At 36.2% G+C, this 15,731-nt stretch carries 11 protein-coding genes; 9 read left to right on the top strand and 2 right to left on the bottom strand.

All coding sequences use genetic code 11. The features are described 5' to 3' along the window. The first annotated feature begins 214 nt into the window (after window positions 1–214). From ACIP9C_RS12495 to ACIP9C_RS12485, 3 genes are all read left to right on the top strand, one after another. Window positions 215–1,180 (top strand): helix-turn-helix transcriptional regulator, encoded by a 966-nt coding sequence (locus ACIP9C_RS12495; RefSeq protein WP_401011028.1) that lies wholly within the window; start codon window positions 215–217, stop codon window positions 1,178–1,180. 79 nt (window positions 1,181–1,259) lie between these two features. After that, entirely contained in the window at window positions 1,260–1,712 is a 453-nt protein-coding gene (locus tag ACIP9C_RS12490; protein WP_401011261.1) for an SRPBCC domain-containing protein, read from the top strand. Window positions 1,713–1,926: 214 nt separating this feature from the next. Then, window positions 1,927–4,026, top strand: coding sequence for a beta-propeller domain-containing protein (locus ACIP9C_RS12485; RefSeq protein WP_401011026.1), 2,100 nt, complete (start codon window positions 1,927–1,929; stop codon window positions 4,024–4,026). 182 nt (window positions 4,027–4,208) lie between these two features. Here ACIP9C_RS12485 and ACIP9C_RS12480 read toward each other — a convergent pair whose 3' ends face one another. Further along, entirely contained in the window at window positions 4,209–5,615 is a 1,407-nt protein-coding gene (locus ACIP9C_RS12480; RefSeq protein WP_401011024.1) for a polysaccharide deacetylase family protein, read from the bottom strand. A 372-nt stretch (window positions 5,616–5,987) separates the two neighbouring features. Here ACIP9C_RS12480 and ACIP9C_RS12475 point away from each other — a divergent pair, with 372 nt between their 5' ends. Both ACIP9C_RS12475 and ACIP9C_RS12470 read left to right on the top strand, forming a co-directional pair. Beyond that, on the top strand, window positions 5,988–6,740 hold the full coding sequence (locus tag ACIP9C_RS12475) for a threonine/serine exporter family protein (protein WP_340821135.1): 753 nt from the start codon (window positions 5,988–5,990) through the stop codon (window positions 6,738–6,740). 12 nt (window positions 6,741–6,752) lie between these two features. Continuing rightward, complete coding sequence (locus ACIP9C_RS12470; protein ID WP_401011022.1) at window positions 6,753–7,220, top strand: threonine/serine exporter family protein; 468 nt, start codon at window positions 6,753–6,755, stop codon at window positions 7,218–7,220. Window positions 7,221–7,309: 89 nt separating this feature from the next. Here ACIP9C_RS12470 and ACIP9C_RS12465 read toward each other — a convergent pair whose 3' ends face one another. Further along, window positions 7,310–9,331, bottom strand: a complete 2,022-nt coding sequence (locus ACIP9C_RS12465; protein WP_401011021.1) for an EAL domain-containing protein — start codon at window positions 9,329–9,331, stop codon at window positions 7,310–7,312. Window positions 9,332–9,517: 186 nt separating this feature from the next. Here ACIP9C_RS12465 and ACIP9C_RS12460 point away from each other — a divergent pair, with 186 nt between their 5' ends. The 4 genes from ACIP9C_RS12460 to ACIP9C_RS12445 all read left to right on the top strand — a co-directional run bounded on the left by ACIP9C_RS12460 (window position 9,518) and on the right by ACIP9C_RS12445 (window position 15,400). Continuing rightward, window positions 9,518–10,411: a DMT family transporter gene (locus ACIP9C_RS12460; protein ID WP_401011019.1), complete on the top strand. Its 894-nt coding sequence runs from the start codon at window positions 9,518–9,520 to the stop codon at window positions 10,409–10,411. Between the two features lie 74 nt (window positions 10,412–10,485). After that, the gene (locus ACIP9C_RS12455; protein WP_401011017.1) at window positions 10,486–12,207 is read left to right on the top strand and encodes an ABC transporter ATP-binding protein; all 1,722 of its coding nucleotides are present in this window, start codon (window positions 10,486–10,488) and stop codon (window positions 12,205–12,207) included. Continuing rightward, the gene (locus ACIP9C_RS12450; RefSeq protein WP_401011015.1) at window positions 12,207–14,039 is read left to right on the top strand and encodes an ABC transporter ATP-binding protein; all 1,833 of its coding nucleotides are present in this window, start codon (window positions 12,207–12,209) and stop codon (window positions 14,037–14,039) included. Before ACIP9C_RS12455 ends, ACIP9C_RS12450 begins: the two co-directional genes overlap by 1 nt. Before the next feature lie 494 nt (window positions 14,040–14,533). Continuing rightward, a complete protein-coding gene (locus ACIP9C_RS12445; protein WP_401011013.1) occupies window positions 14,534–15,400 on the top strand; it encodes a GNAT family N-acetyltransferase in 867 nt (288 codons plus the stop codon). The last annotated feature ends 331 nt before the right edge of the window (window positions 15,401–15,731 follow it).

Genomic DNA, 15,731 nt, shown 5'->3' with positions numbered 1-15,731 from the left:
AAACAATTATACTAGTTGAGTGCAGCAGAAATAGCCTGCTCGTAATGTGAATCAACGGCAGTAGCAATCTACAGTCTGAATGGAACTCCATATAGGAAATTTTTGACCAAACTTTATTTAAATGCCACAGTAAGATATTTATAATAAAGTAGAATGTTCTTCCCGAATCAGCGCTTTAAGTTGATTTGAATTTCGGAGAAAGGAATCTTTGTATATGTCTAAAATGGTTAATATGCTTTCTATATTATGGCTCCTTAAAACAAGGAAACAATTGACTGCAAAGGAGCTAGCAGAAGAATTAGAAATTAGTATCCGTACGGTATACCGTTATATTGATACTCTATGTGCAAGTGGGGTACCAATCATTTCAGATGCAGGGCATAACGGTGGGTACAGTTTACTGAATGAATTTACAAAGGCACCTTTATTTTTTAACCCAGATGAGCAGAAAGCGCTGGTACACGCTGCAAAATTTGCAATAGATGCCGGGTATCCCTTTAGTGAAACTTTAGATGAAGCCATTTCTAAATTGAAAATGTATACAAACGAAGAACAACTGAATCATATTAATAATCATTTAAGAGGATTTGAAATCATACATCCGACTGTTGCACCTTCTTTAAAATCTATTCTTCAAGATTTAGAAATTGCTGTTGCAGACAGTTATAGTTTAAATATCGTTTATCATAAAGAAAGAGCGATTGAACCGCAATCTCGTCATATCGACCCTTATGGTATAGTATATTGGAAAAGTAAATGGTACACAGTAGCCTATTGCCATTTGCGAAAAGAAGTTCGAAGTTTTCGAATTGATCGTATTCAATCATTGTCCAAAACAGACCAAAAATTTGATCGACCTTTTGGATTCTCAGCACGTTCTTACTTTTTAAAAGACCTTTTACCTGATTCAAATCAGCTTGATAAACTCGTTTCAGTCCGTATCGAAGGTAATGCACATGTGCTAGATGATTTATGTCAACATTGGTTATTCAATCATGCCTTAATAGAACGAAATAATAATCAGGCTCTTTTTAAGGTTGATAAAGAGTCCATTCATAGTTTTGTACCTTACTTTCTTCTCCCATATGGTAAATCGCTTACTATTTTAGAGCCAACTTTATTACAAGAAAAATTGGCAACTATTAGCTTTGAGTTATTCAAGCATTATCAAAATACTTAACTTCACTGACCATAGTTGTCAGTGAAGTTTTTTTATACTGTAAATGTTCAAAATAAAATTATTAGGAGGTATAAAAATGATGAAGGAATTAAAGTATCAATTTTTTATTGCAGGTACACCTGATGACGTTTGGAAAGCACTTATCTCTCCTGAAGGTACAAAACAAATTTATTATGGTTCTGTCATTAACTCTACATTCCAAGTTGGAGATCTTTTGGAATATGTCGGTCCAGGGGTAGATGGAGATAAAACAGTACATGTATACGGCAATGTATTGGAATTTGAGCCAAATCGGTTACTGCGTTTTACTCACTTTCCTGGAAAGTCTTATGTAAAGGGAAATAAAGCATTGGAATCAAGAATATCTTATCTTTTAGAGCCTGTTGGATCATGCACGAAATTGACGCTCATTCATGACCAATGGAAAGAAGGCGATTCCTCCTATGACAACAGTGATATAGCTTGGTGGATGATTTTAAGTAATACGAAAACTTTAGTAGAAACAGGTAGCACGCTAGACTTTGGTGAATAAGAGGGAAGGGTAGGACAGTCCTTATTAGCAACAGTTAATAAATAACCCATTTTGATAATACTTTATCAAAATGGGTTATTTTATTTGCGGACAAGCTCCGCAAGGCTTGTTTCAATAATCGCTTCTATTTTTTATGAAATTTTTTCTTTAATTGTAACTTTATAACCTTTTAGCAGTCTAATTATAAAACAAGTATATGAAGGAGTGGAAAATAATGAGAGGTAAATGGCTAGCCATAATGATTATCGTCGTTTTAGCTGTTTTGCCAGGGGTCTTCACGTTTATGGTTTCCCCAGAAGCGCATGCTAAAGCAACAAGTACAATTATGTCAACGCAAAGTTGGACAGCATCCTTTACACAAGCATTAAAATCAAAAAATATAACGGATGAATTTGTCTATGTTACTGATGAAGCGGGGCAAAGGGTGACAGCAACAATTACGTTGGGAGAAGATAAAAAATCACTTATTGTGAGTAAACTTTCGCCAGGTAGTTATCGATTACATGTGAATAAAGAAGCATTCGCTTATAGTACTCTTAAAACGACATCCCATGATATTGCATTCACCGTTATTGAAAAACTAGAGGCTGTAAAATCGGAAAAAGAATTACAACAATATTTTGAAGCTATTATTGCAAATGGTAATAGGGAGCCGGAAATGGGCATCCTTGAAGATAGTGCTTCAAGCAGTAAAGATAGCGCTTCTTCAACTAATAGTTCTTCTACGACAAACAACCAAGTAGAAGGTGTCGAAGAGGGCGATATAGTAGTTGTGAAAGATGGTTTTATTTACGCTATAAAAGATCAAAGTATAACTGTTGTTGATGCAAATAATCCTAAAAATTTAAAGCTTGCAACGACGATTAAACAAAAGGAATCTCAATATATTGTGAAGTTAGCATTATACGATAATGTATTAATTGCTATCGGAGAAGACTATATTGAAAAATCAGGCACAAGCATGTCGACGGCAGTTTTTTATGATATTACAAATCCAAAAAACCCAAAATTTATTCGTGAAGTTGCTCAGGAGGGCTATTTACAGGATATGCGTATTACAAATGATACGCTGTATTTAATCGGCAATATGCATCCGAATTATTGGATACTTCAAGAGGAAGGAACGCAAGATTTAAAGCCAAAAATGTATGATAGTGTAGATAGTAAAGAATACAAAAGCTTATCTCTTGATAAGATTTCGATTTTACCAAACACAATGGATGGCACGTATAGTCTAATTACAGCAATTGATTTAAAAAATGGAGCAAAAACTTCTGCTAATACAAAAGGTTATTTAGGAGGTAGTAGTGGACTTTATATGTCAGAAGATGCGCTATATTTAACTACACCAACTTATGATGGCAATCAAGCAGTTCCATTTGGAGGTATGATGGATAGAATCTGGATGCCTCTATCAAGTAATACACAAGTATTTAAATGGGACTTAGATGGAACCGCTTTGAACTTTGTTGGTACGAGTGAGGTAAAAGGCTCGGTGTTAAACCAATATTCAATGGATGAGTACGATGGGAATTTCCGCATTGTTACGACTGAAGGCAACATGTGGGATGAGAAAAATATTTCTCGAAACCATCTGTTTATTTTAGATGAAAACTTAAAGGAAATTGGTGCAGTAAAGGATTTGGCGCCAGGGGAAAAAGTATATTCAGCACGCTTTATGGGAGAGAAAGCATATGTCGTAACTTTTAAACAAGTTGATCCACTATTTGTTATCGATGTAGCAAATCCGAGAAAGCCAACAGTGCTAGGTGAATTGAAAATCCCAGGGTTTAGCAACTATTTACATCCATTAGATGATACACACCTAATTGGAATTGGTTATGATACGGAAGAACGCTTTGATCCTTATACGAAGCGTAATTTCACGGTAACGACTAATATGAAAATGTCGCTATTTGATGTTACAGATTTTAAAAATCCAAAAGAGCAATCTACAGTGAAAATAGGTGGGAAAGGCTCTTATTCAGATGTACAGTACAATCCAAAAGCATTATTCCGCAATAAAGAATATCATTACTTCGGCTTCCCAGTTGTGCTTTATGAGGGAGGAAAGAGCGATGAAGTTGTATACCAAGGTCAAGGTGCACAAATTTATGAAATTACAGCGGAGAAGGGCATTGTACTAAAAGGAAATATCATTAATAAAAGCGCGGGTGAGCCATATGAAAATTGGGAGCAAAACGTACAACGTGTAGTTTATGTAGAGGACACTTTATACACAATTGCACGCAATGAAGTAAAGAGCTACCAACTAAAAGATTTCAAAGCGCTTGATACACTAAATATCAATTAATGGTAGCAAAGGTAGTGACTCCTGCGCCGAACGAACGAAACGTAAGACGCCACAAACCTTGCGTTAGCGAGGGTAGCGACTTACTGTGATGAGCGTAAAGAAAGCGTCGTAGCGGACATCAATGGCATAGCAAAAAAAGTGTTAGATTGTTTTCAGTCAATCTAACACTTTTTCTATTCTTGTTATTGACGATAAGGAAGAATTTCAGATACTGTAACAAATTCATAGCCTTCTCCCTGTAAATAGGCGAGTACGGCATCGAGTCCATCTGCTGTTGATTGATGAATATCATGCATTAAAACGATGGAGTTATTGTGCAAATTATTTTTAATATACGTTAGTAATAATTGTGAATTACGATGTTTCCAGTCCAATGTGTCAATACTCCATAGTACTACAGGAACTGGTATTTTTTCATTAATTTCATCATTGGTCGCTCCATATGGTGGTCTAAAAACGGTTGCGCCCTGATTAATTGCTAATTCAATTTCATTAGCGGTAGATGTATATTCTTTTAATACTTGTTCTAACGGCATTTTTGTCAATACAGGATGGTTCCATGTATGGTTTCCAATTTCATGACCACGTGCAAGAACATCTCTGGCGATATCAGGATAGTGTTTTACACGGCTGCCAAGCATAAAGAATGTAGCTTTAGCATGGTACTTGTCGAGCGTATTTAAAATTTGCTCTGTTACTTTCGGATGTGGACCGTCGTCAAATGTTAACGCAATACGTTTAACATTTGGATCTCCTGGGGAAACAGGGGGCTTAGTTGGTTCCATTGTCTCCATAGCAATTTGGAATTCAGAAGCTAACAATGGATTGATAAGTGAAAGAGAAAGCTTCACTATAGGTGCACCTGCTGATCCACTTGCAATTTCATACTCGTCAAAGTAAAAATGTATCGAATCATCGACAATGGCAAACCGATTAAAGTTTTCCCACTTTGGCTCCGTCACTTTAAGTACCTCATCTTCATTTAGCACTTCTTTTAACTGAAGGTTTTGTTGTAAGTCTTTGCGAACATAGGCTGCTAAAGTTGATAAGTTATTGTTATCGTTTTGTAATAACGTTTGTATATTAATTTGTTCACCTGTCTCGTTATTATAGAAAAACGTTGTTGTTGAAACGACATGATTAGCTCCGCCGAAATACTGCATTTTCGTCAGGACAAATGAATAGTAGTGCTCGTGATATGGGAAGGTCTCTAAATTTATAGTAAGCTCACCCTTAGCCTCTTTATTCTTATTATTTTTCATAGATGACAGATAGGTGTCTTTAGCTTCCGTAATATATTGTAGTACGGTCTCGTTAAAAACTTTATTATCTGTTTGTGGATAGTGAACGGCAAAAGGTGAGCGTTTATCGTTAGAAACGTCAGATACAATACGTATGCCAGGAAACGCAGAGTTTTCTGTGGATAATTTAGATTCACTATTTGTGTCTTTCGAGGCACTTATTTTTTGAAATTTAAATTCGTCCTTAGATAGTATAATAACAAGGATGATGGATATTAATGTAACAATGAGCCCAATTAACAATAAATCAATTATTGGGCGGCGTCTTTTTCTGCGCTCCTCTATCAATGTGTGTTTGCTCCTTTCTATAATTATTCTTCTATAAAATCAGACGTACGAGGCATTGGAAAAGTTATAGAAATCTACAATTATTTTATATAATTAAATAGAAATATAATAAAAAATAGTATATGTAACAGTTTTTTATAACCACCACGTAAATAACTTATAAAGACCCGATTTTGCAAACTGTATTTTACAGTTTTAAGCTCAATTAAATTCGATTAATAAATGGATTTTGAATTGAAGGCATTGTATCATTTAGCGACAGATACAATTATTCCAAAATATAATTGATAATATCGAAGATTTTTGGTTGAGTTTTTATTTGCAGTTCGTTACTATATGCAAGGAACCTTTTGAAGGAGGTAGATAACTGGAATGCTATCACATGAAGTGGATAATGAATTTACTATTGACTGCTTGTTACTTGCAGGGCGAATTATGATTGAAAGTGGTGCAGAAACATATCGTGTAGAAGATACGATGCTACGTATGGCACAATCTCAAAATATGCTAGATGCGCAATGTTATGCTACACCTACAGGTATCATTTTTTCGTTAGGCAAGACACAGCCGACGAGAATCACTTCGATTTCCAGTAGGGTTACTGATTTACAAAAAATATCCATGGTAAATTCAGTATCTCGTAGACTCACATCTCACATAATATCATTAGAAGACGCTTATGACGAGCTAAAGACGATACAAAAAACAAATTATTTTTTGCCAATGTATATACAAGTATTTTCAGCAGCACTTGCGAGTGGCTGTTTTCTAATTATGTTTAAGGGTGGATGGTCTGATTTCCCTGCAGCATTTATTGCAGGAGGGTTAGGGTTTCTTACTCTTATTTTAATGAACCATTTAACAAAAGTGAAGTTTTTCTCGGAGTTCACAGCTTCGTTAATTATTGGTACTATTGCTTTTTTTGCGGTGAAATTTAACTATGGTACAGAAATTGATAAAATTATTATTAGCTCTGTTATGCCACTAGTGCCAGGTATTTTAATCACCAATGCGGTAAGGGATTTAATGGCAGGTCATTTTATGTCAGGGATGGCAAAGGGAGCAGAGGCGTTTTTAACAGCTTTTGCTATCGGGTCAGCAATTGCCGTCATCCTATCATTTTAGGGGGCGGGAAAAATGGATATATTCGTACAATTAATCGTGAGCTTTTTTTCAACGGCTGGAATTGCGATTATTTTTAATGTTCCTAGAAAAACCCTGTTCCACTGTGGTTTTGTAGGTGTGATTGGTTGGATGATTTATTATTTATTAACAGAGCACAGTATGGATGTTGTAGATGCTTCGTTTTTTAGCTCATTTATCATAGCGATTGTTGCGCATTTATATGCACGTCGTTTTAAAATGCCGATGATTATCTTTATTGTAGCGGGAATAATTCCCCTTGTGCCAGGGGGGATGGCTTACAATGCAATGCGAAATGTAGTTGAGGATGATTATTTACAAGGTTTACAGTATGGACTGAAGGCGTTTTTAATTACAGGTGCAATTGTTATGGGCCTAGTATTTGCAGAAGTATTAATGCAGTTTGTGTTTCGGGCTGTACGTTCGAGCAAGTCAACGCTGCAAAGGACTTACAGAAAATAAATGCTATTTAACTCTATATTATGAAAAACGAGAAAAAAGAGCTGCTCCGTAGGTGATTGTATCCTTAGGAACAGCTCTTTATCTTGTTTTTATTTTATAAGTAGTGCCTCAATTTCTTCTGGTGTAACAGGTTTACTTATATGAAATCCTTGTATAGTATCACAGCCATAATTAATTAACAGATTAGCTTGCTCAGCTGTTTCAACACCCTCAGCTACCACTTTTAGTTCCATGGATTTGCCCAACTGTATCATACCATGCATAAGCTTTTGTGATTTTTCGGATTTTAATAACGAACTAGTAAATGCTTTATCAATTTTTAATGTATCAATCGGTAAAATTTGCATATAGCGGAATGAACCATAACCTGTACCGAAATCATCTAAGACGAAAGCGATGCCCTCGTTTTCAAGTTTGCGCATTTGTTGTGTAATAAAGGTTGCAGCTTCGGCTTCTAATGCAAATTTCTCTGTAATTTCAATTTGAATAAGGTTTGCGGGACAATTTGTTTTTGCTAACATTTCAAGAATTGACTTGGCCATGTTTTTGTCACGGAATTCGCGAACAGACGAGTTAACCGCCACCTTTAAATTGAGACCAGCCTTCTTCCAGATAAGTGCTTGTTCGCAAGCCTTTTCTAGCATAAAGGAGCCAATATTGTTAATAAGCCCTGTTTCCTCAGCAATTGGAATGAGCTCATCAGGTGAAACTACGCCAATGACTTCATCTTCCCAACGAACTAGTGCCTCTACAGCTGTAATTTTACCCGTGTATACGTCAACTTGTGGTTGATAAAGTACTTTTAGGTTTTTCTGATCAAGTGCCTGTAGAAGACGTTTTTCAATTAAGGCTTTACGATTTAAAGCTTTATGTGTAGCTTTTGAAAGTGAGACAATTTTGTCGCCACCAGCTTCGCGAACCGTTGTAATCGTTGCGATAGAAGCTTTCATTAGCTGAGAGAAGGTAGTTTGATCCTCAGGGAAGCGTGTAATCCCACCACTAATTGAAATAGGAACTGCAATATTGCTACTATAAATCGGATGCTGTTGTAAATAGGATAAGAAGCCTTGGATAAACCATTCACTTAAAGGTGTAATGACAACAAAATCATTTTCGTTAATACGCGCCATTGTACTGTCCTGGAAGTACATTTTGATACGATTTGTAAATTCAATAATAAGACTTTGGTTAATTTGTTGATCATGTAGTTCTTTTAATGTGTAAAACTTATCGATACTTAAATAGACGAAGGAGAAGTGTTTTTCTTCCTCAATCATTTTGGAAATTACTTTTTCTAATCGATGAGCATTCATTAAACCTGTTTCTGTATCTATGTAAGCAATTTTTTCAAGCTGATGTTGAATCGTCTTAGATTTTGTAATATCCTTTTCAATTAAAATAAATTGTTGCTCATTAGCTTCTAGATTAAATGTTGGGATAGCTGTGAGAAGGACCCAATAAGACTGTCCTGTTTTCGTAACTTTTTCAATTTCGCCTTGCCATGTGTGACCATTATTTAAATTGCGCCAAATCGTATTTGTAATTTTTTCGCTTACTTCATTTTCAGGGAACAATTGCCAGAATGTTTTCCCGATAACACGCTTTGGTGTCCATTGGCTAATTTTTAAAAACTCTGCATTACATTCTAAAATAAATCCATCACGATCAAGCGTTACGGTCATAAATGTAGAGTCTAAACCTTGCTTTAAGTCTACATAAGTACTGCTGTTTGAAACAGAATTAATCATTAACTCTGGTAACATAAACATAATAAGAATAAGGTGTTCACCCTGTTCAAAGTATGGCTTAGCCAGCATTGCTGTAGTGATCTCTTCATCTGCTTGGGTGCAAACTTGAACCTGATCTATATATGTACTTTCTTCATTCTGTAAAATCGATTGAAACGTCTCAGTTGAAAGATTTCTTAGTAGATTTTCATGTATGGATGGAGTAGTATGTCCTGTAATGTCATTGACTGAAAAACCAAATAATTCTTCAGCGTGTTTTCCCGAAATAGTTGCTTGTCCATTTTGTGTTATAACAATTGCAGGAAAAGGAAGTGAATTTATATAATGCTCATCTATCGTAAATGATTTGTGCTTAAGACTCATGATTATTCGATCTCCTTGGGTAATCTATATATACTAATATTATAGAGAATTATCGGGAATTAGTCATTATGAATATATTTGTAAATATTTGATAATCGGAAAAGATAGGACTTTTCTAGTGAGATAAAAGAAATGTTTTGAAGAAAAATAACAATTTTTAGTACGTATATAGGAAGCGGGAATTGGATGGAACGTTTAAAAGGTATTCTTTTTATTATCTCTGGAGCGATGCTATGGGGGGCAACTGGACCATTAATGGAATGGTTACTCAATCATACAGCATTGACAGTTTCTTTTATGCTGACAATTCGGTTGTCAGTTGCAGGTATTTTCTTACTTACATATTTGTTGCTAACGGGTAAAGATATTTTTTGTATATGGCAACAAAAGCTTTGGAGTAGGCAGCTCATCATCTTTGGTATCGTAGGGATGCTCGGTGTGCAATACGCTTTTGTCGGAGCTATAAATGAAAGTAATGCTGTATTAGCTACGTTACTTCAATTTTTAGCGCCAATATTTGTTGTTGCTTATGTCTCTCTTAGTTTAAAGAAATGGCCACCTAAATATCAAGTGTTAGGTATTATTGGCACATTAGTAGGATTATTTCTGCTACTAACGAATGCTTCATTTGATTCTTTATTAGTTAGTAATAAAGCCTTATTATGGGGAGTAGCGGTTGGATTAACCTTTGCATTTTACACACTATATCCAGCACGTCTTATGAAGGAATGGAATGTGCTCCTTGTTGTAGGATGGGGAATGTTAATTGGTGGTGTAACATTAGGCATAATAAGCCGTGTATGGCAATCAAATCAGTGGATTGTCTTTGCAGATTTAAAAATTACTGGGTTAATGATGGCGTTAATTTTTACAGGTACTTTAGCATTTATACTATTTTTAAGTAGCATGAAGTATATTACAGCTGTCGAGACGAGTATCTTATCTAGTATTGAACCTTTAACGGCGATGGTGATTTCTGTAATTGTATTTGGCACATCGCTAGGATTGTGGCAATTAGTGGGAGTTTTCGTTATGCTTGTATGTGTAACGTGGCTATCTATTGCAGGTGAAAAAGCATAAAATTATTATTTATATAGGTGATTTTAACTACATTCAGTGTAATGATAGTTCTTCTCAAATAAGGGGGAGAGAATGTGAAAGTAATTTTTTCTTATGTAAAGCCATATAAGTGGACTGCGATTTTTGCATTATGTTTGATGTTGATTGAATTATTTGTAGAGCTTGTTCAGCCACTTATAATGGCCAAAATTATTGATGATGGTGTTCGTGGCCAAAATAATGACATGATTATACAATGGGGAGCCATTTTACTTGTTTTATCTTTTATCGCCTTTATATCAGGCGTCGTCAATTCTTATTTTTCATCACATACTGCGCAAAGTTTTTCTTTTGATTTGCGCAATGCTTTGTTTGACAAAATTCAATCCTTTACATTAGCTACATATCAAAAATTTTCTACGGCTTCGCTTATTACCCGGCTTACAAATGATGTAACGCAAGTTCAAACAGTGCTGTTTATGAGCCTTCGGATTATGCTCCGCGCACCACTTGCTGTTATTGGGAGCATTGTCATGGCTTTTGTTGTCAATGCAAAGCTAGCACTGTTTTTAGTTATTGGCACACCGCTCATCTTTGTTTTTCTTATTTTTATGGTTGCAAAAGGTGTGTCATATTTCGGGCGAGTGCAGAAGCGTGTGGACCGTTTAAATCGTGTCCTTCAAGAAAATTTGCAAGCGATGCGTCTAGTGAAGGCTTATTTACGTGGGGCGTATGAGGCTTCGCGCTTCGAGCAGGTTGCTTCACGATTAAAGGTGGACACTGTCAAAGCTCTGCGTACGATGGAGTATATTATGCCTTTATTATTGTTTGTAATGAACATGAGTTTATTGGCAGTACTTTGGTTCGGTACAAAGCAAGTTGCTGCAGGAACGACACCGCTTGGTGATATTGTAGCTATCGTCAATTATGCAATGCGTATGACAGGTTCATTTTCAATGTTTGCTTTTATTATTATTTTTTATGCACGTGCAAAAGCCTCAGCAGAACGTATGACAGAGGTGCTTGCTGTTGACAATGAAGTAGAAATAACTTTTTCATCTAAAGAAGTTGCATCTAGCGACTTGCAATTAGGCGAATTAGCATTTAAAAATGTAAGCTTCCACTATCCAGGTACAGAAACTGCTGTATTATCCAACGTCACTTTTCAAGTGAAATCGGGTGAAAAATTAGCAATTATGGGGGCTACAGGAGCTGGTAAATCGACATTACTACAGCTTATTCCTCGCTTTTATGATGTGTCGGAAGGACAGATTTTTGTAGAAGGAAAAGATGTGCAGCAATGGGATTTGCAAGAGCTACGTGACATTATAGGTTATGTACCGCAGCAATCCTTATTATTTACAGGGAGTATTGCTGACAATGTTCGGTGGGGCGATACAGAAGCCGAAATGGACGAAGTGCTTAATGCAGCGATGCAGGCACAAATACACGCATCTGTGGAAGATTTCCCAAGCGGTTATGATACTCGAGTAGGGCAAAAGGGCGTTAATTTATCAGGTGGACAAAAACAAAGGTTATCTATTGCAAGAGCGCTATTAAGAAAAGGACATATATTAATGCTTGATGATAGTACAAGTGCACTTGATGTTAAAACAGAGCAGGCACTATGGGATGCGCTTAGTGAAGAAAGTGCAACCATGCTCGTTGTCACACAAAAAATTCGAACGGCTAAAGGTGCAGATCATATTTTGTTAATTGATGCAGGCGAAGTGGTCGGATATGGGTCCCATGAAGAGCTTCTGCAAACTTCTGAACTGTATAAAAAAATCGCAATCTCCCAACAGGAGGTGGAATAATGGGATTTTTCCAAAAACCTTTTGGCTATGAGCCGATTTTATCGAAGGACGATGTAAAGCATGTTGTAAAGAAAAAGAAAGGTCCACGTGCAGCAGATTGGAAAAGCACACTTTGGCGTTTATGGAAGATTGTCGATGAACAACGTATGCTATTAATTGTCGTACTGTTACTCGTAATGGCCAGCTCGATTTTGGCACTTCTCGGACCATATTTAATAGGCAAAATAATTGATATATATGTAATGCATGGTGAGCTTAATGGGTTAGGCAGTAAAGTTATGTTGCTTGTTGGTATCTATTTACTTTTAGCAGTCGCTTTATTTTTACAAAACTTTTGGATGATAGGGATTGCCCAACAAACGATTTATCGACTGCGCACAAGTGTCTTTGCTCATTTTCAAAAGCTACCGATTTCGTATTTTGATAAACGGCAACATGGCGAATTAATGAGTCGTATGACAAATGATATTGAAGCAGTAAGCTCAACTTTGAATAGCTCTTTTATACAAGTATTTTCAAGTGTATTAACGCTTGGCGGCACGATCATCATTATGCTGAGCTTAAGTCCGTTGTTAACAATCTTAACAATGACAATTATTCCAATTATGTTTTGGGCGATGCGCTGGATTACCCGTCGAACGGCTCCGTTATTTAAAGAACAACAAGCAGCAATTGGAGCGCTTAACGGCATGATCGAAGAAACAATATCAGGGCAGCGAATTGTTAAAGCCTTTTCACAGGAAGAACGTGTAAAAGCAGAATTTCGCGACAAAAGTTTACGGTTGAAAAATACAGGCTTTTGGGCACAGACATACTCGGGTTATATACCTAAGGTCATGAACTTTTTAAATAATATGAGCTTTACAATTGTTGCAGGTATTGGTGGGGTGCTAGCACTATACGGTCATGTGTCAATTGGGGTAATTGTTATTTTTACAGAATATGCTCGCCAATTTACACGTCCATTAAATGATTTGGCAAATCAGTTTAATACGGTATTATCTGCTATAGCAGGAGCTGAACGTGTATTTTCTTTACTTGACGAACAGCCTGAAAAGGAAATGCCTGCTGCAAAAAAACATACATTATTAGGACAGGTAACATTTCAACATGTGTTTTTTAAGTATGATTCTGCACAGGAATCCTACACATTAAAAGATATTAATTTTACGATTGAGCCTGGGCACACTGTTGCATTGGTAGGTGCAACTGGTGCTGGAAAAACAACTATTCTTCAGTTGATTGCTAGGTTTTATGAGGTGACAAAGGGCGATGTATTATTCGATGGTATAAATGTACAGCATATTGATCGGGAGGCACTTCGTTCACAAATGGCCTTTGTGTTACAGGATCCATTTTTATTCGAAACAACAGTAATGGAGAATATCCGTTATGGTCGTTTAGATGCTAGTGATGATGAAATTGTTGAAGCAGCGCAGCTTGCTAATGCACATGATTTTATTATGAAACTAAAGGATGGTTATGACACCGTTCTTACGGCGGATGGACGTGAGATTTCCCAAGGACAAAAGCAATTACTATCGATTGCACGTGCACTAATTGCTAATCCAAAAATATTATTGCTTGATGAAGCAACAAGTAGCATTGACACAGTAACAGAATTAGCAATCCAAGAGGCGCTCGATAGACTTATGCAAGGACGAACAAGTTTTGTCATTGCGCATCGATTAAATACTGTACACAATGCGGATGTTATTTTAGTTATGCAAAAGGGCGAGCTAGTTGAAGCTGGATTACAGCATGAGTTAATTGAGTCTGGAGGAATTTATGCCCAAATGCTAAACTCCTCAACACATCATTTAGATGAGTAGTTTGAAGAGAACAATGTAGCACGAGTTGTTGGAGCGAAGGTGGTTTACCTGTCAATCTAGAGAAATCACTGGTAAACCTTTGGATTCCATCGTTGTAGTTTAGATTATGTGTTTGTCTTAGTGTAGAGTGATTTCTTTTATGAAATCGCTCTTTTTTACATTTGGAGACATCCTGCCAATAGTAACAGTTAATGATTATTCAATGTAGTAATTAGGGGTTTCGATACTGTAATTTATTTGAATAAATGTTATAATAATTACAGTGAATGTAATTATTTAATTTCTTATAAGGCATCCCATATAATAATTTATAACTAATGCCTTCTAGTAAATTTCATTTACATTGAAGTACAATAGTAGTATAAATCCTTCTATTTTTTCTGTATTTAAAGGAAAAATGCTGATTATTAGAAACGGGTATTATAATTTGTTGCCAGTTTATTTTCTTTCTTGCTACAATAGGGCAATAGTCTGGTTTAAGAACGGAGTAAACAATGAACATTTCAGTAATTACAGTGTCATTCCCACTGGACGGGGAAACACTGAATGAATTAAAAATATTATGCGAAGAAGCAACCTTACATGATTATCGTGTATATGAAACGATTATGAATATACCATTAGCAGGCTCTTTTGAATCGAAAGGTTTTATGGTGCTCGCATATGAGGATAATAATGATAAATTAGTTGGGGCTGCAAGTGCAATTGATTTAATGGGGCTACATACGTATGAATGGTCGTTAGTAGTTACACCAGCTTATCGCCAAAAGGGAGTTGGGACAGCATTAGTTAGCGTATTACAAGCTGGACTACAAGAGCGAGGAGCAGAAGGTCAATTGGCAGTAGTTATTGATGGATCTCCTTTTGGACATACATTTATCGAAAAGTGTGGTTATTCATATAGTTTTTCAGAAGCGACGCTGGAAACGAAAGCAGAGTCAGTTGAACTACGAAATGATATTCATATAGTTCCATTTGCAGGAGAACAGAATGATTTGATCACAATTTATAGTGAGGCGTTTGGAGATTTGCCATCAGAATCTGAGGAGCTAATTGCTTTTAATACGTCAACGAGTGGTCGGAAATTATGGGTAGCACATAAAGACGGTCAAGTTGTAGGTACGGTGGCTACAGTTAAGGAAAATGAAATACAATGGGTGACAGCCCTAGCAGTTCATCCGCAATATCAAGGACAAGGTATCGGTACAGCTTTATTGTCCTTTTCAAAAGACTATGCAAGTAAACAAAACGCTAAATTTGTCATGCTCGATGTAGAAATCGAAAATAGAAAAGCGATCTCCATTTATGAGAGAGCAGGCTTTATGAAAGCACAGCAACTAGACTATTATGTAAAAAATTAAATGATGGGTGAGGAGTGAGCAATAAGATTCACTTCTCACTTTTTTTTAGAAACTGTTAAAATCTTCTTTTTTATCATAAATGCGTACTATGTCCATATAGTATTAATAAGCCTGAAGAAAGGAGTCGTTCTCATGCGTATGCCAGCATTGCCGAAAAAAAAGTCTCCTCCGAGGGAAGCACCTCGCTCATGGTGGAAGGTTGTTAAAGCATACCTATCAAAAGGAAAGTTTTACAGACTACCACCGCGACATAAATAATTTTGCAGTTTATTTATCTAATATGATTGAGCAAGGCTATCCAACGTTAAAATAGCATGTTAGGGGGCTATAT

Origin of the sequence: Lysinibacillus sp. NPDC093210 (genome assembly GCF_044753985.1) — a bacterium.
Classification (GTDB): domain Bacteria; phylum Bacillota; class Bacilli; order Bacillales_A; family Planococcaceae; genus Lysinibacillus.
The sequence above is the reverse complement of the archived record's forward strand: the minus strand, read 5'-3'. Positions and strand labels throughout refer to the sequence as shown.